The organism is Limnohabitans planktonicus II-D5, from assembly GCF_001270065.2.
GTDB classification, from domain to species: Bacteria; Pseudomonadota; Gammaproteobacteria; order Burkholderiales; family Burkholderiaceae_C; genus Limnohabitans_A; species Limnohabitans_A planktonicus.
The window spans coordinates 1-19,290 of the sequence record NZ_LFYT02000048.1 but is presented as its reverse complement, the minus strand read 5'-3'; the positions used below and the strand labels follow the sequence as shown (position 1 = coordinate 19,290).

The following is a 19,290-nucleotide window of genomic DNA, read 5'->3' as shown; positions in this document are numbered from 1 at the left end:
GGCTTTAGAACTGCAAGAAACTTTATCGCCATTGCGTATTTGCGGATGTCCAAGCTCAAGCATTTGCCAAGCAACCCGCTGGAGCGGGCTGTGCCCAAGAGCAACGTGCTAATCCACCGCTGCCTTTGATGTCAAGTTCCACACTAAACGACGAGGAGCCCCAGGGTAACGCGCTCTTCGGGTTGGATCTGTTTGTAGTGTTTCAATGGGGTGATTTGCATCTGCGGACCTTACAGGGTTTGCAGGTGTTGCACTTCACTTTTGAATCCGACTTTATGTCTGAAACCATTAGTAAGAGAGAAACTATTTATAGATTGAAATTATTATTTGCGAGATTTTTATGTGTTATTGTGAGTCGCGGTCTATATTGATTTCACGTAATTTTCAGCATATTTAATATTCAAAAAAATTGTAAGATATTGGTGATGTTTATAAATGGTGATCATGCATGGTGATACCCGTGGATGTGAATGAGAATAATCAGCTGTGTGAGAAATTTTCAGGTGAATATGACTCTGCGATTTGGGCTCATCCGCTTGATGTGTGCGCTAAAAAACCCACCGCGTTGCCACGGTGGGTTTTTGTTCTTTTAAATCTCAACTGGCTTGCGCCAGGGGGGAATTAGAAAGAGTGCTTGATACCAGCTTCGAAGCCTTTGGAAGTCAAGCCTGAGAAATCGCTGGCAAGAGCGGAGCCAACGTTCATACCGAAACCTTCTTCATTGTTGAGAGCAGCGTATGTGGCGTATACAGAAGTACGCTTGCTCAGGTCATACACAGCACCCAATGCGAATTGGTTGCCAACCTTCTCTTGACCCTTGCGCCAAACATAAGACGCCTTCAGAGTCAGAGCACCCATAGGTGCAGCAACGCCGAGGATGGTGGACTTCAGGGTGTCGTCAACAAAAGTCAACTTGTCGGTTTTGTAACCAGCAGAAATCTTGGCAACGCCGAGGTCATAAGAACCGGCCAAAAAGTTGGTTGTCCACTTTTGGCTGTCAGCAGCAGCAGTTGTGGCCACGCCACCTTTGGTCACTTGATTAGCCAATGCAACAGTCAGCGGACCATTTGCATAAGCCAATTTAACGCTGGTCATGGTGCCAGCTTTAGTGGCCGTATAAGTGTTTTCACCGCCGAAGCTGTACATCGCGCCCACTGTGAAGCCACCAAAAGAGGGGGTGTAGTAAGCAAGGCTGTTGTTGGCACGAACTGCATTGGGATCAGCATAGATGGTTCCCGTTTCTACCTTGGAAGCAGGGAGTGCGGAAGCTGTTTGTGCAGTTGCAAAAGAGCCAGCTTCAGGAATGGCTGGACCTGCAACGGTCACGACGTTAGCCAAGTTGTAGGAAGAGCCCACACCGTTGGTGCCGAAGGGATCAGCAATGCCAGCAACCGTGAACAATGGGGTGTAGTCACGACCCAAACGGACTTCACCGAAGCCGCCCATCAAGCCGATGGTCGACTTACGCTGGAAATCAAACTTGACGGAAGTACCGACGTCAGGGTTCATACCGCCTTCGAAATGGAAACCCGCCTTCAAGCCGCCTCCCAGATCTTCAGTACCCATCACGCCGATACGGCTTGAGTAGATGCCATCTTGAGCCATGCCTGTGAACTTGTTAGCACCGGAAGTGACGGAACGAACGTTCAAGTCAGCACCACCAAACAAAGTCACAGAAGACTGTGCGAAGGCACACGTAGAAGCTGCCACAGCAGCCAGAGCAATCAGAGATTTTTTCATTGCAAGTTTCTCCAAGGTTAAACAAGAGCTCTGAATTCGATGGGTGATCATCACCTCTCTTTTCCAGAGCCAACCTCCAAATCCGGAAGGTTGCGTGTATTGCACCAGAGGCTTTGGCCTTCTCCAAGGTTTTTGGAAAAGAAAAGGGCTTTCCGTTGCAACCGTGCAACATACGTCAGGTTTTACCCTTATGGGTAATAATGATTTTGACAATTTAATCATTCAAATCAACAACTTATTGCAAGCAATGAAACCTTATCAATCTGACATTGGTTCGAAAGGAAGCGCTCAAAAAAAGCTAATTTGTCTGAAATAATCGCCTCGTTTTTTTTCGCTGCTCAAACACCCATAACCGCTCTTTTTTATAGATTTGAAAAGTGTCTGTACGCTAAGTCACACTAGAATTTTTCAAAGCACTTCCTGCACAGGGTGTCTCATCGCCTAGCTTTTCAACACCCGGGTTCCTGTTCTGGCATTTCAAGTGTGCGAATCCGGTTCAAGAGCCGAGTTTTGCAATGAACACATCCCAAAATTGTGATTTTTTGCTCATCCTGTTCAGGCTTGTGACCTTCAGGTCGAGGTATTCACAATGGTTGGCTTGATATCAGCGGGTTGGCCTGTTGCCTGCTGGGGAGGATTTAGTGGGAGCTTGCCCCTATTGATTCGGCCCGGTGAAGTTTTGAATGCATCAAAGAGGTCGGCGGTCGAAGACTCCGACATGGGCCTTTGCCCAAACCAATAACGTCGGACTCTGCGAGTACCGACCTACAAGATGTCCTTTCTCACACATTTCAAACTTCAGCGTGCCGGATCAATAGGCGACATAGTCCATCGTGGATCACCAGTTTGATAGCGCTGCCTGAATCACCGCAGACGGTGTTCTTGCCACAGGCAACGGTGCGGTCGGGTTGAAATTCAGGTTTTGCTTGAGGGGGTAAGCATTCTCACCCCGACGTGGGGCCTGTGCCGAAGGCTGCGTTGTAGGCGCTGAAGATCTGACCTACGAGGGATGTGTTGTAGTGCGGCGACTTCAGTGTGCCGTAACTGCGAATTTCAAGCCTGTGGCTTTGAGCACGGCGTTGAGAGTTCTGATCGTCGGATTACCACGGGTAGATAGCGTACGGTAGAGGGTCTCACGAGAAAGATGCGCCTTCTCGGCAGTAGAAGCCATGCCACCACGCGCATCGACAACCTTTCTAAGTGCTGTGAGATAGGTCTTAGGGTCGTCGTCTTCGCTTGCAGCATTGAGGTACTCGGCTGCAAAATTTGCGTCTTTCAGCTGCTCAGAAAGCCAGTCGTCATGTTTGGTCGTTACGTTCATGTCTTTCTCCTTGACTGCCACTCTTTCCACCGAACAATTGCTCTGGAGATGTCTGCATCCTGTGTACGCTTATCACCCCCATCGCAGAGCAAAATCACGCGCTTTTTTTCTATTGCGTAGTAAACCCTGTAGCCAGGCCCCAGTCGATTCGCTGCTCCCAAACACCCTCCCCAACCGGCTTGCAATCTCCAAAATTACCATTTTGAAGTCGGATCAACCTCGCGGCAATGCGTGCTTAGGCTTGATGATCATTAAGCCCCTCCAACCATTGAGCAAATAGGTCTGGGCCATCTTGCTTTTGGTAGTGTAGGAGTTGGAACATCAATTTATTGTAGCTTACATGCTACTTTTTTTAACCATCTTATTCGGATACTCCATCGTGGATCATCACCTGATCTGCATCACACAGCATTCAGCCCAGTTGTTTAAACTCCCCCCATGACTTTGAACGCTTTGATCCTGGCCGCTGACAGTGCTTTGCGCACCTTGTGGGCCGAGCCCCGTGCCAGTCGCCCGACACCTACGGCCACAACCCCCGACGCAGTGCTGAGCGAGCCCGATCGGCGCGAGGCAGCGGCCCTGATGCGGGTGAACCATGTGGGTGAGGTCTGCGCCCAGGCGCTTTACACCGGCCAGGCGCTGGCCTGCACCAACCCCGCCCTGCGGGCGCAATTGGCAGAGGCCAGCCGCGAGGAGACCGATCATCTGGCTTGGACGCAACAGCGCCTGAAAGAATTGAAAGACCGCCCTTCCCTGCTGAACCCGCTTTGGTATGCCGGGGCTTTTGCCATTGGTTATGCAGCTGGCAAGCTGGGCGGAGACCGTGTCAGCCTGGGCTTTGTGGTTGAAACCGAACGGCAAGTGGAAGCCCACCTGCAAAGCCACATGGACCGCCTGCCAGCAGCCGACGCTGCATCACGGGCCATCGTGGCGCAAATGAAAACGGACGAAATTGCGCACGCCCAGATGGCGCAAAAAGCTGGGGCTGTCGAGCTACCCTCTCCCGTTAAAGCCCTGATGAAAGCCGCTGCCAAGGTGATGACGACGGTGGCGCACCGGGTTTGATGCATCACGGTTGCTAGCATGGAATTGGCCGACAGACACAGGCCCATCACCCTGAACATGTCATTTCGCGTCAATTCAAGGAGCGCAGCTCCACACTTTTGTCATTGAAAGGAGCAGCCTTTAGCCGCGAGGAGTGTAGCGATGTGGCGGGTATTGATTCCGTCATCGCGAGGAGCTTGCGACGTGGCGGGTATCGATTCCGTCATTGCGAGGAGCCTGCGACGTGGCAATCCAGCTTCGGCGCTTTTTCACCCACTGGATCGCCGCGCTACGCTCGCGATGACGGGGGCAGTCATTGCGAGGAGCTTGCGACGTGGCAATCCAGCTTCGGCGCTTGTTCACACACTGGATCGCCGCGCTGCGCTCGCGATGACTGGGAGGCAGTCATTGCGAGGAGCCTGCGACGTGGCAATCCAGCTTCGGCGCTTGTTCACACACTGGATCGTCGCGCTGCGCTCGCGAAGACGGGGGACAGTCATTGCGAGGAGCTTGCGACGTGGCAATCCAGCTTCGGCGCTTTTTCACACACTGGATCGCCGCGCTGCGCTCGCGATGACGGGGGAAGCAGACATAGACGAGGTCCAGTGAGCATCAGAACAGCATGTTCTGGCTGCCTACACCGATGGATTAAGTGGGTCTGCAACGGCGCATGAATTCCGGAATATATGGAAACCAATTCCATAAATTCAGAAAATCAGGCCGCTTCAACCACATCAAAACTGGTCGTGATCTCTGCCGTTTTGCCCAGCATGATGCTGGCTGAGCAGTATTTTTCGTGACTCATGGCAATGGCGCGCTCCACGGCGTTGGCCGGAATGGCTTTGCCCGTCACGGTGAAGTGCATGTTGATTTTGGTAAACACCTTGGGGTCGACTTCTGCACGCTCGCTGCTGAGCTTGACGCTGCATCCGCGCACGTCGTGACGGCCACGTTTCAAGATGAGAACCACGTCATAAGCGGTACAGCCACCCGTGCCAGCGAGCAAGGTTTCCATGGGGCGGGGTGCCAGGTTTTGGCCGCCGTTTTCAGGCTTGACGGCATCGGGCGCGCCGTCCATGGCGATCATGTGGCCCGAACCGGTTTCGGCCAAAAAGCCCATGCCCGAGCGGGTACCGGCAGCGCCGGTCCAGGTAACTGTGCATTCCATGCTGTGATTCCCAGTGTGTAGAGGTGTGATGAAAACGGGACGCTATGGTAATGCCAAGCGCAATGTCTGGTGGCTGATTGATTCGGCCCTTGGAAGTTTTCAATGCTCAAAGGTGTTGGAGGTCGGCGGTCGAAGACCCCGACATGGGCCTGTGCCCAAACCCATCATGTCGGACTCTGCGAGTACCGACCTACGAGAGAACAGCCAGCAGAGCAACAAGGCTCAGAGCGTGCCGTAGCTGTGCAAGCCGCTCAGGAACATGTTGACCCCCAAGAAGGCAAAGGTCGTGATGCCCAAGCCCACCAGAGCCCACCAGGCGGCCACGGTACCGCGCAGCCCCTTCATGAGTCGCATGTGCAGCCAGGCGGCGTAGTTGAGCCAGACGATCAGGGCCCAGGTTTCCTTGGGGTCCCAGCTCCAATAGCCGCCCCAGGCCTCGGCCGCCCACAAAGCGCCCAGCACGGTGGCGATGGTGAAGAAGGCAAAGCCCACGGCGATGGATTTGTACATCACATCGTCCAGAATTTCAAAGGAAGGCAAACGCTCGGCAATGCGTCGGCGGCCCAGCAAAATGCCCGCCACGATGAAGGCGGACACCCCAAAGTAAACCATCCAGTAGCTGCTGGTCTGGTCGTTGGCGGATTGGCGGAACACCACGGGCTCAAAACACAACACGATGCCCAACAACCACAAGGGGGCGAGTTTGTACCAGCGTGTCTCGCCAGCGGTTTGCTTGATCAGGTAGGCAAAAGCCACCATGGCGGCCAGGGCAAAGGTGCCATATCCAATGAAATTGGCCGGCACATGAATCTTCATCCACCAGCTTTTAAGGGCGGGCACCAGAGGCTGGATGGCGTGCGCCTCGCGCACCAGCGTGTACCACAGCAAAAAACCCACCGCAGCGCTGACCACCAGCATGACAAAAGCACCCAAAGCGCGGGTCTTGTAGTGGGCTTCGTAATAGAGATAGAAGGCCGCCGTCATCCAGCAGAACAAGACGAAGACTTCGTACAGGTTGCTGACCGGGATGTGACCAATGTCCGGGCCCAACTGGTGGCTTTCATACCAGCGCACCAGGGTGCCGATCAGGGCTAAACCCACCGCCACCCAAGCCATGCGCGAGCCCAAAGACTCCATCGCGTCTGCTTGACCGCGAATGATCATGCCAGCCCAGTAAAAGAGGGTGCTGATGAAAAAAAGCATGCTCATCCACAAAATGGCCGACTGGCTGGACAGGAAATACTTGAGCATGAACACCTGCTCGGACCGCGCCAAATCACCTTGGTAGAGGTAGATGGCCAACAGCGACAAACCCGCGACCACCAACATCAGGGTGCGCAGCGGCCGCCAGAACCAGCCCAACCAGATCACCGCTGGCAACGTGCAGATCAAAATGCCTTGCTCGTACACATCCATGGCGTGCTGGTAGCGGGTAAAGGCGAACACCGTGCCCAACAGCGCCAGCAGCGCAAAGCCCCAATCCAGGGCCGATCGGCTGGCAAAGTAGCCCGGATTCAAAGTCACAGTCGTCATGGTGTTTTCTCGGAGCGGCCCAGCAAACGGGCGGTCAGTTGTTCAAATTCACGGTCTACGTCCATGGTCTTGCGGTTGGATGACAAGGCCAAGCTCGCCTGGGCACCCTCACCCTGAGGTGACAGCCAGACCCACAAGCGACGGTCCCGAACATACAGCATTGCAAAAATACCCAAGATCAAAAGGGCACAGCCCAGGTACACGACAGACTGACCCGGCGCTCTGGCCACCTGAAACACGCTGGCTTGCACCTGCGTGAAATCCTTGAGCAAAAACGTCATGGGCGCGGGGTAAAACGGCGCGTCAGACAGGGCCAGCACCGCCTGTGACATGAAGCCCTGCACTTTGTCGTCGGGCAGGGGCTTGGCTGCGGCTTGCTCACGCGCCACTGCGTCCAACTCGAGCAAGGTGCCGTTCAGGATGCGCACAAACATCTCTCCAGCTCGGGCGCGTTCGGCCTCGGGCACATTGGCCTCCAGAAAATCTGCCAAGGCCTGCAGGCCCGCTACTTTCTTGCCCTTGACCTCTTCTCTGCCTGCAAACAAGCCCAAAGCACGCTCAGCTGAATCGGCCAGTTGCTTTGTCAATTCGGGGCGTTGGGGGTCCACCGCCTTGCGGGCATAACGCTGCACCGCACGCGCACGCAGATCGGGGGCTTCCAAAGCGGCACGCAACCGGATGAAACCGGTCAACTCGCCGTTTTCGTCTGCGGGGGGGCGCAGGTAGCGGTAAGGCTCGCTGGGCGTCTCACGCATGCCCAGCAAGAACACCGGCACGCCGTCCCCTGCATCCACCGGCAACATGTAGTTGTTGTACTCACGCGCCTGGCCAGCAGCATCACGCAGCTTGTAGCTCACGCTGGGGCCCACATTGCGCAACTCTTTGGTTTGGGTGGTTTTGTGCCCGGCCCCCAGACGCTCGTCGATGGCGCTGCGCAAATCGACCTTGCGCACGTCCACCCCTGTGCCCTCAGGGCCGCGGCCACCACCCATGTTTTCCACGTTGATGACGCGCAGCCCGGTAAACTCCAGACTCAATTTTTCATTGCCATTGCTCAGGTCGGTGCTGCCGCCAATGGTGCCTTCCACCTCAAAAGACTGGGTGGCTGCCGCCATGGGCACGGCTTGCAGCTTGACGCTGGAGCCGCCGTCGTCAAAGCTGGACTGGTAAATGTTGATGCCCTTGAAGCTGGCCGGGTGGTTCACCTCGACACGCGCTTCCTTTTTCTCGCCTGTGGCCTTGTCGTGAATGACGATGTCGCTGGCAAACAGCTTGGGCATGCCGGTCGAGTAGTACTCCACGATGAACTTCTTGAGCTCAATCGCAAAAGGCAACTCTTGCAGCAAGATGCCGTTGGACTGACTCAGAATGGCCGTGCCAGACGCGGTGTTTTCGGCCACCATCAGGTTGCCCCTGAAAGCCGGATTCCGCTCAGACAGCCGGTACTGCGCAGGCACATCGGCAATCAGCCCGCCGCCGTTGTACACCGCTTTGCCGCCGAACCACATCTGGGCTCGCACGATCAGATCGCCGTCGAGCAAGCCACCCACACACACCAAAACGATGGCCGAGTGCGCCGCGATGTAACCGATTTTGTTGGCCGCACCCGCCTTGGCCGCCAGCATCCAGCCCTTGCCCGCCGGGGTGTCGCGCTCTTGCAGCTTGACTTTCCAGCCGCCAGTGGCGAGCAAGGCCCCCAGTCGCTTGGCGGCGGCTTCGGGCGCTTCGTTCAAATGCCCTTCGGCCTTGTGGTGGAAGGCCTTGAGGCTTTGCTCGCGGATGTTTTCCTTGTAGTTTTTCAGGTCGGACAGAATCTTGGGCGTGTTGCGCGCAATGCACAGGCTGGTGCTGATGACCAAAAAAGCCAAAATCAGTAAGAACCACCAGGCGCTGTAGACCGAGTTGAGCTTGAGGGTGGCAAACACCTCGGCCCAGAAAGGTCCGAACTGGTTGATGTAATTGTTGGCGGGCTCGTTTTGCTTGAGCACCGTGCCAATGACCGAAGCGATGCAGATGATCGTCAACAGGGAAATGGCAAAACGCATGGACGACAGCAACTCCAGCAGGGCTTGCCAGCGGGAAGCACCGCGCTCGGATTCAGGGCTGGAGGCAACAGACGTCATGATGAAGGGGCTGAAAACAGGCAAAGAGGCAAGAAAACAAAAGCAGCGCAGCTTTAGAAAGCGCAGCCCACGCCAAACAAAAAAGGCCGGTGAACCGGCCTTTTTTTCAAATTTCTCTGGCAGAGCCCGGATTGTGGATCAGCAAGATGAAACTTCACTGAAGACCCCTTCACAGCAGGGGATACCCCGCAGCCATACGGGGTCGATCAACGCAGACCGGCAATGTAATCGGCCACAGCCTTGATTTCGCGGTCATTCATTTTGGCAGCGACTTGGGTCATCTGCAGGTTGTTCTTGCGAACGCCGTCACGGAACTGGACCAGCTGAGAGGCGGTGTAGTCCGCATGCTGACCCGACAAGCGGGGGTATTGCGAGGGCATGCCCGAGCCATTGGGCGAGTGGCAGCTGGCGCAAGCGGCGATCTGGCGATCCGGGATGCCACCACGGTAAATGCGCTCCCCCATGGCGACGGTGTCTTTTTCTTTGGCAAAGCCAGGCTTGGCAGTCTTGGAAGCGAGCCAATAGCTGATGTTGCGCATGTCGTCATTGCTCAAGCCAGCCACCATGCCGCTCATCACGGCGTTGGCGCGCTTGCCCGATTTGAACTCTTGCAATTGCTTGACCAGGTATTCGGGGTGTTGTTGCGACAGCTTGGGGTTGACCGGGGTGGTCGAGTTGCCGTCGGCGGCATGGCAGGCCACGCACATGGCAAATGCGGCTTCGCCTTTGGCCAAATCAGGCTTGGCAGATGCGGGGGCAGGGCCTGCAGCCAACGCTGTACCCGCCAAGACAACAGACGTGGTGGCGGCCAAAGTGGCGGACTTCAGGAAAGAAACAATTGACTTCATGGTCGTCGTCCAATAGTTGGAAGAAGGGAGGCGCAAAACCCAAGGATTCTACAATGAGGTCTGCGTCAGTTTCCTGACGACCCAAGGCCCCCCGATTTATGAGCTCCAGCCCCCGCGTTCCCCACTCTTTGCCCAAAACTGCGCCCGCCACCCCTGCTGCGGTCACGCCCATGGGCTGGATGCACACCGCCCGATTCTTGACCACCGCCGCGCAACTGCACCATTTGCCCGCGATGGACACCCCCGAAATTGCCTTTGTGGGCCGCTCCAACGCGGGCAAATCCACCTGCATCAACACCCTGACGCAGCAAAAGCAGCTGGCCTTTGCTTCCAAAAAACCCGGCCGCACCCAGCACATCAACCTGTTTGCGCTGGGCAAGCAGGGCATCACCGACGCCGTGCTGGCCGATTTGCCCGGGTATGGCTACGCCGCCGTGGCCAAGATGGACAAGCTGCGCTGGCAACAGGTCATGGCCAACTATCTGGTCAGCCGCGAAAACCTCACAGGCATCGTCATGATGTGCGACCCGCGCCACGGCCTGACCGAGCTCGATGACATCTTGCTCGAAGTCATCCGCCCCCGGGTTGAGCAGGGCCTGAAGTTTTTGATCATCCTGACCAAGGCCGACAAATTGACCCGCGCCGAGCAGGCCAAGGCCTTGTCGATTGCCCGACTGCAAGCCGGCGGCGGCGATGTGAAACTGTTTTCGGCCCTGAAAAAGCAAGGTGTGGACGACGTGGCCAAACTGCTGTGGGACTGGACTCACCCGGCCGAGGGTCTTGCAAGCCCGAAGCCCGCCGAACCCATCGAAGACGAACCCGAAGCGCTGGACGAATAAATCCACGCGGCGGCTGATACGCGCCATCGGCCCATCAAGCACTGAGCCCGTGCACACACTATCGTCGGAGTCTTCGACCACCGACCTACAAAAAGCACTCCCGTAGGTCGGCACTCGTAGAGTCCGACACCTCTTCGCACGGCCTCCATCGCCCAGTCAAGCGCTGTGCTTGTGCACAAACCATCGTCGGAGTCTTCGACCACCGACCTATAAAAAGCACTCCCGTAGGTCGACACTCGTAGAGTCCGACACCTCTTCGCACGGCCTCCATCGCCCAGTCAAGCGCTGTGCTTGTGCACAAACCATCGTCGGAGTCTTCGACCACCGACCTGCAAAAAGCCCCCCGTAGGTCGGCACTCGAAGAGTCCGATAATGTCCACGATAAGGCAGCCAGCCATGCTGGCGATTCGGTTGGGGGTGATTCATAAACCCTGACGCCACCGCTGTCCCTGGACCTCAATGAGCACCTGCATGATCGACACCTGGCAACAAACCCTGCCCCACGGCATCACCCTGAGCTGCCGCGCCTGCGGTGAACCTGGTCGCCCTGTGTTGATGTTTCTGCATGGCTTTCCGGAAGCGGCCTTTGTTTGGGACGAGCTGCTGCAGCACTTTTCGCGCCCTGAAAACGGCGGCTACCGCTGCGTGGCGCCCAATTTGCGCGGCTACGAAAAATCCAGCGCGCCCAGCGATGTGAAGGCCTACCGCGCCAAATTCCTGGTGCAAGACATCGTCGGCCTGATCGACGCCGAATGCGGCAAAGGCCAGCCGCTGGCTGCCTTGGTGGCGCACGACTGGGGTGGTGCCTTGGCCTGGAGCGTGGCCAACCAGCACCCCCAGCGCTTGCGCCAACTGGTGGTCATCAACGCCCCGCACCCCGGCCCCTTTGTGCAGGCCATGCAGCACAACCCGGCGCAGCAATCAGCCAGCGCTTACATGAACTTTCTGGTGCAAGCCGACTCGGCCACCCAGCTCTCGGCCAACCACTTTGAGCGGCTGCTGAGATTTCTGCACGGCGATGACAAGGAAATGAGCGGCGGCAACAGCCTGTCCTCCAAAGCTGCACCCTGGCTCACGCCCGCGCTGCAAGCGCGTTACCGCGAAGTCTGGTCCCACGGGCTGGACGGGGCCTTGAACTACTACCGGGCATCCCCGCTGCGCCCATCAACACCGCAAGACCCCGCTGTGGATCAGGTCAGCCTGCCGCCCGAGATGCTGCGCATCGAAGTGCCCACCTTGCTGCTCTGGGCACAAGACGACATCGCCTTGTTGCCCTGCCTGACCGAGGGTCTGGACACCCATGTGGCCGACTTGAAGCTGGTGCCCATTGCAAACGCCACACATTGGGTGGTGCACGAGCAACCCCAACGGGTGATTGCGGAGATCACCGACTTTTTGCTGCCCCCGTTTCAGTATTGATCCGGCACGCTGAAGTTTGAAATGTGTGAGACATGTCATCTCGCAGGTCGGCACTCGAAGAGTCCGACGTTGATGGCATGCCGGTAGCCTCGTCATGTAGCACATTGCCTCGCATGCAGTTGTCGGGGTCTTCGACCACCGACCTACAAAATGCCGTTTGCCGCTGACTGCTTTACCCGTAGGTCGGCACTCGAAGAGTCCGACGTTTGGTCGCTTCAGCACAGGCCCATGTCGGGGTCTTCGACCACCGACCTACAAGATCTTTGGGTATTGAAAACTTCGCAGGGCCGAATCAGTAAAACCCCGGCTCACCCTCTGGCCGGGTCTTGAAGCGCCGGTGCACCCAGTAATACTGCTCGGGCATGGTGCGCACCCAGTCGCCCAGCAAGCGGTTCATGCGTGCCGTGTCCTGCACGGCATCGGCACTCGGAAAATCAGCCAATGCGGGATGAATTTCAATGTCATAGCCTTGCGCCGTCATGCGCGTGACCACCGGCACCACACGGGCACCCGCCACTTTGGACAAGCGAGACAGCGAAGGCAAGGTGGCCGCCTTGTCCACCCCCATGAAGGGCACAAAAATCGACTCTTCACGCCCGAAATCCATGTCTGGCGACAGGTGCAAAGGCTCGCCTTTTTTGATGCCGCTCAAAATCTGGCGCATGCCCTGGTGCCTGAAATAGGGCCGCACATTGCCCGAACGTTCGCGCCCCTGGCGCACCCATTGCTCGATGGCGGGGCGCGACTGGCCCACAAAAATGAAAGCCACCGGCCCCGGCACATCCAGCGACACGGCCATGCCGCCCGCATCCAGACCCACAAAATGCGGCGCCAGCATCACCAAAGGCCCCGGCGCGGTCAGGGCCTGCAGGTCGCCCACCCAACGCAAACGCTGGCGCACCAGCGATTCGGGCGCGTGCCACAGCCAGGCTCGGTCCATCACCGACTGGCCAAAGGCTATGAAATGCCGATACGCCAGCGCCTGTCGTTCAGCGGCCGACAGCTCGGGCATGGTTTTTTGCAGATTGACCTCAACAATGTGACGGCGGCTGCGCGCCACATGCCACAGCAAGCCGCCCAGCCCCCAACCCCAAGCGCGCACCCAGGGCAACGGCCAGCGGGCGCACAGACGCAAAAAAGCGATCAGCAAATTCACCATGGTGTTGTGTTTTTGTTCATGCAGCGCGGGGCTGCTTGTAACGGGCATAGCCCCAAATGTATTGACTCGGGCACTGCAAGATCAGCGCCTCCATGGCCTGGTTGATCTGCACCACCGCCGTATCCAGATCCGCCGACAACGCATGCCCAAGTGCCCGGGTGTGCAATCGGTAACCGCGCCCCCAGGGCAGACGTTCGCCCCAGATCAACACCACCTTGGCCCCGGTCTGGGCGGCCAATCGCGCCGCCAAGGTCATGGTGTAGGCCGATTTGCCAAAAAACGGTGCCCACTGGCCCATGCCCTCGGGCGGCACCTGGTCGGGCAAGAGGCCCACGGCACGCCCGGCACGCAAAGCCTTGATCATCTGGCGTACACCAGCCAACGTGGTGGGCACCGCCTCCAGCCCGGGGCGGTTGCGCGCCAGCGTCATGACCTCGTTCAAACCGGCATGACGCGAGGGGCGGTAAAGCACCGTCAAATCGCCATGCTCGGGCGCAAAGCGCAGGGCCAAGGCTTGGGCCGTGATTTCAAAACAGCCCATGTGCGGCGTCAAAAACAAGACCCCCTGGCCAGCAGCGTAGGCTTGCACGGCAGCCCGGTCATCGGCCCATTCAAAGGCTGGTGTGCGGCCCAACCACAAACGCGGCAGCTCGGCCGACATGCATCCGGCTTGGCCAATGGCCCCCACATAAGCCTGCCACCCCAAGCCCGCCTGCCGGGCATTGTCCAAAAAGCGGCGTCTGTAGGTGCCCGACAAACACCAGGCCAGCCAGCCACCCAGCCAGCCCAAGGCGTGCAAGGCCCACAAAGGCCAATGAGAAAAGAAACGAAACCAGCGCAACATGGGGATTGATTTTGCCTCAGGCGGGTGGGGCCCCTGAAGTCAGCATGTCGGACTCTGCGAGTGCCGACCTGCGAGATGGCATGTCTCACACATTTCAAACTTCAGCGCGCCGGATCAATGAGGGCATTACCTGTTTTTTGCAGACAGCACTACCGGTTCACAAACCACCAATTTACCCAGACTGTCCATACCATTCAAACAACGCAAAAAATTCAAACCCATTACACCAAACTGTCATTTAAGGAATACACGATGAGAAACACCAAGACCACACAAGAATATTTCAGCACCAGCCAAGCGGCCAAATTGCTCGGCCTGTCCGTCGGCACCATCCAGCGCATGGTCGAAAACGGCGTTTTCAAAGCATTTGTGACCCAGGGCGGTCATCGGCGCATCCTGTCTTCGTCATTCAGCCAATACTGCAAGCAACAAGGCTTCCAGAGCCCCAAAACCGATTCAGACAAACCACTGGTCTGTATCCTGCACAGCAGCGAAGCACTCACTCCCGCCTTGACCTTGCTTAAGGAGTTGCCACAGGTCAAAGTCATGACCCACCCTTTGGACCTGATGAACATTCACCAAAATGTGGGCGTCTTTTTTATCGATGCCCGCATCCCATGGATGCACAGCTCACCCCTGCATTTGCAGGACGACGCCATTCAAAACGCTCACATCGTGGTCTACAACAGCCACGACTTGCCTGCCACCAGCGCGCTGCATTTGTCACAAAGCATCAGTCTGTTTGAAAACGACATCAGCACCGACTTGGTCTATGGCTACATGCTGGGTCATGCCCATGCACAAGAGACCGCCAACCTCAAATCTCACCCCACCAAAGCGGCACATTGAAGTGTCCAGGACTTGAAACAAGGGTAAATGCCCTTATCATTAGCACTCGATGGAGTTGAGTGCTAACAAAACTCCTCAAAGTTTAAAAGCATCCTGAGCGGGTGCTTTTGTTTTCAACCTTGTTTCAAATCCAGGAGATTCCATGAAACTGCGTCCTTTGGGCGATCGCGTGATCGTCAAGCGTATCGAAAGCGAAACCAAAACAGCCTCGGGCATCGTGATCCCCGACTCGGCTGCAGAAAAGCCCGATCAAGGTGAAGTCCTGGCCGTCGGCCCAGGCAAGACCAACGACAAAGGCGAGACCAAAGCCCTGAGCGTCAAAGTCGGCGACCGCGTGTTGTTCGGCAAGTACAGCGGCCAGACCGTCAAGGTCGGTGGCGACGAACTGCTGGTCATGAAAGAAGAAGACCTGTTCGCAGTCGTTGAGTGATGCTGGGGTTGAGCGTTCGGCGTTGAGTGTTGAGCGCACCCTGGTTTTTCCCGTATTACCCCTTAATCAAGTTCCCGTTGAGTTGATCTTCTTTGTACGCACAACGCTGATCGCACAACGCAAAACCGGAGAATTCAAATGGCAGCAAAAGACGTAATTTTCGGCGGCGAAGCCCGCGCACGCATGGTTGAAGGCGTGAACATTTTGGCCAACGCGGTCAAAGTGACCCTGGGCCCTAAAGGCCGCAACGTGGTGTTGGAGCGCTCGTTCGGTGCCCCCACCGTGACCAAGGACGGTGTGTCCGTGGCCAAGGAAATCGAACTCAAAGACAAGCTGCAAAATATGGGTGCGCAGATGGTCAAGGAAGTCGCTTCCAAGACTTCTGACAACGCTGGCGACGGCACCACCACTGCCACCGTGTTGGCTCAAGCCATCGTGCGCGAAGGCATGAAGTACGTGGCCGCTGGCATGAACCCCATGGATCTGAAGCGCGGCATCGACAAAGCAGTGACTGCTTTGATCGAAGAGTTGAAGAAGGCCACCAAGGCCACTACGACCAGCAAAGAAATCGCCCAAGTCGGCTCCATCTCTGCCAACTCTGACACCAGCATCGGCGAAATCATCGCCAACGCCATGGACAAAGTGGGCAAAGAAGGCGTGATCACTGTGGAAGACGGTAAGTCTTTGAACAACGAACTCGACGTCGTTGAAGGCATGCAATTCGACCGCGGCTACCTGTCGCCTTACTTCATCAACAACCCCGAAAAGCAAGCCGCTTTGTTGGACAACCCCTTCGTGTTGTTGTTCGACAAGAAGATCAGCAACATCCGCGATCTGCTGCCCACACTGGAAGCCGTTGCCAAAGCGGGCCGTCCTTTGTTGATCATTGCCGAAGAAGTCGAAGGCGAAGCCTTGGCAACTTTGGTGGTGAACACCATCCGTGGCATCTTGAAGGTGGTGGCTGTCAAGGCTCCTGGCTTCGGTGACCGTCGCAAAGCCATGTTGGAAGACATCGCCATCTTGACCGGCGGCAAAGTGATCGCTGAAGAAGTTGGCCTGACCCTCGAAAAAGTGACTTTGGCCGATCTGGGCCAAGCCAAGCGCATCGAAGTGGGCAAAGAAAACACCATCATCATCGACGGCGCTGGTGCCGCTGGCGACATCGAAGCCCGCGTCAAACAAGTGCGCGTGCAAATCGAAGAAGCCACTTCTGACTACGACCGCGAGAAGCTGCAAGAGCGCGTGGCCAAGTTGGCTGGCGGTGTGGCCGTGATCAAGGTCGGCGCTGCCACCGAAGTCGAAATGAAAGAGAAGAAAGCCCGCGTGGAAGACGCCCTGCACGCTACCCGCGCTGCTGTGGAAGAAGGCATCGTGGCTGGCGGCGGCGTGGCTTTGCTGCGTGCACGTCAGATGGCTGGTGTCATCAAAGGCGACAACGCTGACCAAGACGCCGGCATCAAGCTGGTGTTGAAAGCCATCGAAGCGCCTCTGCGCGAGATCGTGTACAACGCCGGCGGCGAGCCCTCGGTGGTGGTGAACGCAGTCTTGGCCGGTTCAGGCAACTACGGCTTCAACGCCGCCAACGACACCTACGGCGACATGATCGAAATGGGCATTCTGGACCCCACCAAAGTGACACGCACTGCCTTGCAAAACGCAGCGTCTGTGGCCTCTTTGATGCTCACAACAGAGTGCATGGTTTCCGAAGCCCCGAAGGACGAGTCCGGCGCTGGCGGCGGCGGCATGCCTGACATGGGCGGCATGGGTGGTATGGGCGGCATGGGCATGTAATTGCCCCGTCTGTCACCCCGGGCTTGATCCGGGGTCCATGACCTTCCAAGCCCCGCAAGCGCAAGCCTTGCGGGGCTTTTTTCTTCTTTGCGAAATATTTGCATGCTAAGGTGCTGGTTTAAAAGTAATTAAAAAAACATGCAAACAGCAAACCGTAAATTTCATCGCATACGGTTAAATTTCTTATCCGTTTTTCACGACACACCGCTTACTGGGATCAAGAGCTCAAAAGGTCCAGATCCAGCCCATGCGGCAAATAGTTGTTGAAGTCTTTGTCCAGTGTGGTCAAACGCAATCCGGCGGCAATAGCGAAGGCGGCGAGGTAGGCGTCCATCCAGACTTTTGGAGACGCACTGTTCAACCCAGCAAGACTGCGCCAAAGCCCGAACACGCCCGGTGGCTCGTCTTGCCACGCCACTTGTGGTAAGGCTTGCAGGTTGTCCAGAGTGAGCAGCGCATCGCTGTTGGTCAGCGGAAGAGCCCCATAGGCTTTTGCCAAGGCCGCCGTGGAGAGCAGGCGTAAAAAGCTTTGTTGCGTGGCACGACAAAAAACCGCAGCTTGCGACGCGGTCGCTTGGCGCAACGCCTGCCTGGCCACGCTGTGCGAGGGGTGCTGTTCAAAAGTAGCGGCCAGCCACGCGCTTGTGTCAAAGAGAGAGCCCGCCACGCTGCATGTCCTCCTGGGTCAGCAAGTCCTGTTCGAGCTTTATCAAGGCTTCGGCGGTCATGGACCTGGATGGGGCATCGTCGCTGCCTCGGATGATCGGCAGCCCGTCGGCACCGATTTCAACCCGCGATCCCGGCGGCGGTGTCGCCGGCCGAAGCGCACCCATCCCCAATCCTTGGCGCAGAAAGTCAGCGGCCAGATCGCGCAGTGTTCGACCCTGCATCAGGGCGCGCAGTTTCATTTCGCGAACCAGTTCGTCGGGCAAGTCAAGTGTGGTTTTCATCTGACCAAGTTTACCAGTTAGCTGGTTTACCGGCAAAGTTTGTCTTTGTTGGAGCAACATACAGGGAATCAAGTTGAGCGGTGGAAGCCCTGGCAACTTTGGTGGTGAACACCATCCGTGGCATCCTGAAGGTTGTGGCTGTGAAGGCCCCTGGCTTCGGTGACCGTCGCAAAGCCATGTTGGAAGACATCGCCATCTTGACCGGCGGCAAAGTGATCGCTGAAGAAGTGGGCCTGACCCTCGAAAAAGTGACTTTGGCCGATCTGGGCCAAGCCAAGCGCATCGAAGTGGGCAAAGAAAACACCATCATCATCGACGGCGCTGGTGCTGCTGGCGACATCGAAGCCCGCGTCAAGCAAGTGCGTGTGCAAATCGAAGAAGCCACTTCTGACTACGACCGCGAAAAGCTGCAAGAGCGCGTGGCCAAGTTGGCTGGCGGTGGGGCCGTGATCAAGGTCGGCGCTGCCACCGAAGTCGAAATGAAAGAGAAGAAAGCCCGCGTTGAAGACGCCCTGCACGCTACCCGCGCTGCTGTGGAAGAAGGCATCGTGGCTGGCGGCGGCGTGGCTTTGCTGCGTGCACGTCAAATGGCTGGCGTCATCAAAGGCGACAACGCTGACCAGGACGCCGACATCAAGCTGGTGTTGAAAGCCATCGAAGCGCCTCTGCGCGAGATCGTGTACAACGCCGGCGGCGAGCCCTCGGTGGTGGTGAACGCAGTCTTGGCCGGTTCGGGCAATTACGGCTTCAACGCCGCCAACGACACCTACGGCGACATGATCGAAATGGGCATTCTGGACCCCACCAAAGTGACACGCACTGCCTTGCAAAACGCAGCGTCTGTGGCCTCTTTGATGCTCACAACAGAGTGCATGATCTCCGAAGCCCCGAAGGACGAGTCCGGCGCTGGCGGCGGCGGCTGCCTGACATGGGCGGCATGGGTGGTATGGGCGGCATGGGTGGCATGGGCATGTAAGTGCCCCGCTGTCTGGACTGAGGGTTTGCGCCCTCACCCGGCCAACACATCAGCCCCGCAAGGTGAAAGCCTTGCGGGGCTTTTTTCTTATCGAATTCCTCTTGATGGACTATCTACTGATAGGTTGATACAATAGCTGCTATGAATTCTGTTATCGATCGCCGCCAGGACATCCTCCAACACGCCAGCAGTCTGCTGCGAACGCGTGGCTTCAACGCCTTCAGCCACCGCGATCTGGCCGAACGCACGGGGGTTA

Annotated in this window: 17 protein-coding genes and 1 pseudogene; 8 read left to right on the top strand and 10 right to left on the bottom strand. The window is 57.1% G+C overall.

Annotated features, from left to right (window positions below):
- Positions 1-621: 621 nt before the first annotated feature.
- Positions 622-1,740 carry a porin gene (locus H663_RS40200; protein WP_053171294.1) on the bottom strand — a complete coding sequence of 373 codons (1,119 nt, stop codon included), beginning with the start codon at positions 1,738-1,740 and terminating at the stop codon, positions 622-624.
- A 43-nt stretch (positions 1,741-1,783) separates the two neighbouring features.
- Between H663_RS40200 and H663_RS41780 the strand changes: the two genes are divergently transcribed.
- Complete coding sequence (locus H663_RS41780) at positions 1,784-2,056, top strand: hypothetical protein (protein WP_165803970.1); 273 nt, start codon at positions 1,784-1,786, stop codon at positions 2,054-2,056.
- Between the two features lie 714 nt (positions 2,057-2,770).
- Here H663_RS41780 and H663_RS40195 read toward each other — a convergent pair.
- Positions 2,771-3,061, bottom strand: a complete 291-nt coding sequence (locus tag H663_RS40195; protein WP_053171687.1) for an addiction module antidote protein — start codon at positions 3,059-3,061, stop codon at positions 2,771-2,773.
- Between the two features lie 438 nt (positions 3,062-3,499).
- Between H663_RS40195 and coq7 the strand changes: the two genes are divergently transcribed.
- On the top strand, positions 3,500-4,126 hold the full coding sequence (gene coq7 / locus H663_RS40185; RefSeq protein ID WP_053171297.1) for a 2-polyprenyl-3-methyl-6-methoxy-1,4-benzoquinone monooxygenase: 627 nt from the start codon (positions 3,500-3,502) through the stop codon (positions 4,124-4,126).
- 694 nt (positions 4,127-4,820) lie between these two features.
- Here coq7 and H663_RS40175 read toward each other — a convergent pair.
- The 4 genes from H663_RS40175 to H663_RS40160 all read right to left on the bottom strand — a co-directional run bounded on the left by H663_RS40175 (position 4,821) and on the right by H663_RS40160 (position 9,777).
- Entirely contained in the window at positions 4,821-5,273 is a 453-nt protein-coding gene (locus H663_RS40175) for an OsmC family protein (protein ID WP_053171302.1), read from the bottom strand.
- Positions 5,274-5,495: 222 nt separating this feature from the next.
- The gene (gene ccsB / locus H663_RS40170) at positions 5,496-6,806 is read right to left on the bottom strand and encodes a c-type cytochrome biogenesis protein CcsB (RefSeq protein ID WP_053171305.1); all 1,311 of its coding nucleotides are present in this window, start codon (positions 6,804-6,806) and stop codon (positions 5,496-5,498) included.
- Complete coding sequence (locus H663_RS40165; protein WP_053171688.1) at positions 6,803-8,929, bottom strand: cytochrome c biogenesis protein ResB; 2,127 nt, start codon at positions 8,927-8,929, stop codon at positions 6,803-6,805. The genes ccsB and H663_RS40165 overlap by 4 nt, the downstream gene beginning before the upstream one ends.
- Positions 8,930-9,135: 206 nt before the next feature.
- On the bottom strand, positions 9,136-9,777 hold the full coding sequence (locus H663_RS40160) for a c-type cytochrome (RefSeq protein WP_053171308.1): 642 nt from the start codon (positions 9,775-9,777) through the stop codon (positions 9,136-9,138).
- 98 nt (positions 9,778-9,875) lie between these two features.
- Between H663_RS40160 and yihA the strand changes: the two genes are divergently transcribed.
- Together yihA and H663_RS40150 are read left to right on the top strand one after the other, a co-directional pair.
- Complete coding sequence (gene yihA / locus H663_RS40155) at positions 9,876-10,616, top strand: ribosome biogenesis GTP-binding protein YihA/YsxC (protein ID WP_053171311.1); 741 nt, start codon at positions 9,876-9,878, stop codon at positions 10,614-10,616.
- Between the two features lie 471 nt (positions 10,617-11,087).
- The gene (locus H663_RS40150; RefSeq protein WP_053171690.1) at positions 11,088-12,035 is read left to right on the top strand and encodes an alpha/beta fold hydrolase; all 948 of its coding nucleotides are present in this window, start codon (positions 11,088-11,090) and stop codon (positions 12,033-12,035) included.
- A 292-nt stretch (positions 12,036-12,327) separates the two neighbouring features.
- On the opposite strand, the gene H663_RS40145 is transcribed toward H663_RS40150, so the two are convergent.
- Together H663_RS40145 and H663_RS40140 are read right to left on the bottom strand one after the other, a co-directional pair.
- Positions 12,328-13,194 (bottom strand): lysophospholipid acyltransferase family protein, encoded by an 867-nt coding sequence (locus H663_RS40145; protein WP_053171692.1) that lies wholly within the window; start codon positions 13,192-13,194, stop codon positions 12,328-12,330.
- Positions 13,195-13,210: 16 nt separating this feature from the next.
- Complete coding sequence (locus H663_RS40140; protein WP_053171313.1) at positions 13,211-14,038, bottom strand: lysophospholipid acyltransferase family protein; 828 nt, start codon at positions 14,036-14,038, stop codon at positions 13,211-13,213.
- Positions 14,039-14,290: 252 nt separating this feature from the next.
- Here H663_RS40140 and H663_RS40135 point away from each other — a divergent pair, with 252 nt between their 5' ends.
- The 3 genes from H663_RS40135 to groL all read left to right on the top strand — a co-directional run bounded on the left by H663_RS40135 (position 14,291) and on the right by groL (position 17,108).
- Complete coding sequence (locus H663_RS40135; RefSeq protein ID WP_053171316.1) at positions 14,291-14,887, top strand: helix-turn-helix domain-containing protein; 597 nt, start codon at positions 14,291-14,293, stop codon at positions 14,885-14,887.
- A gap of 142 nt (positions 14,888-15,029) precedes the next feature.
- A complete protein-coding gene (gene groES / locus H663_RS40130) occupies positions 15,030-15,317 on the top strand; it encodes a co-chaperone GroES (RefSeq protein WP_019426307.1) in 288 nt (95 codons plus the stop codon).
- A 138-nt stretch (positions 15,318-15,455) separates the two neighbouring features.
- Positions 15,456-17,108, top strand: a complete 1,653-nt coding sequence (gene groL, locus H663_RS40125) for a chaperonin GroEL (RefSeq protein WP_053171319.1) — start codon at positions 15,456-15,458, stop codon at positions 17,106-17,108.
- Between the two features lie 217 nt (positions 17,109-17,325).
- Here groL and H663_RS40120 read toward each other — a convergent pair whose 3' ends face one another.
- Together H663_RS40120 and H663_RS40115 are read right to left on the bottom strand one after the other, a co-directional pair.
- Complete coding sequence (locus H663_RS40120; RefSeq protein ID WP_053171322.1) at positions 17,326-17,775, bottom strand: TA system VapC family ribonuclease toxin; 450 nt, start codon at positions 17,773-17,775, stop codon at positions 17,326-17,328.
- Positions 17,756-18,118: a hypothetical protein gene (locus tag H663_RS40115; protein ID WP_205872762.1), complete on the bottom strand. Its 363-nt coding sequence runs from the start codon at positions 18,116-18,118 to the stop codon at positions 17,756-17,758. The genes H663_RS40120 and H663_RS40115 overlap by 20 nt, the downstream gene beginning before the upstream one ends.
- 23 nt (positions 18,119-18,141) lie before the next feature.
- On the opposite strand from H663_RS40115, the pseudogene groEL reads away from it, so the two are divergent.
- A pseudogene (gene groEL / locus H663_RS40110) lies at positions 18,142-19,034 on the top strand (chaperonin GroEL); the annotation flags it as partial.
- Positions 19,035-19,290: the final 256 nt, after the last annotated feature.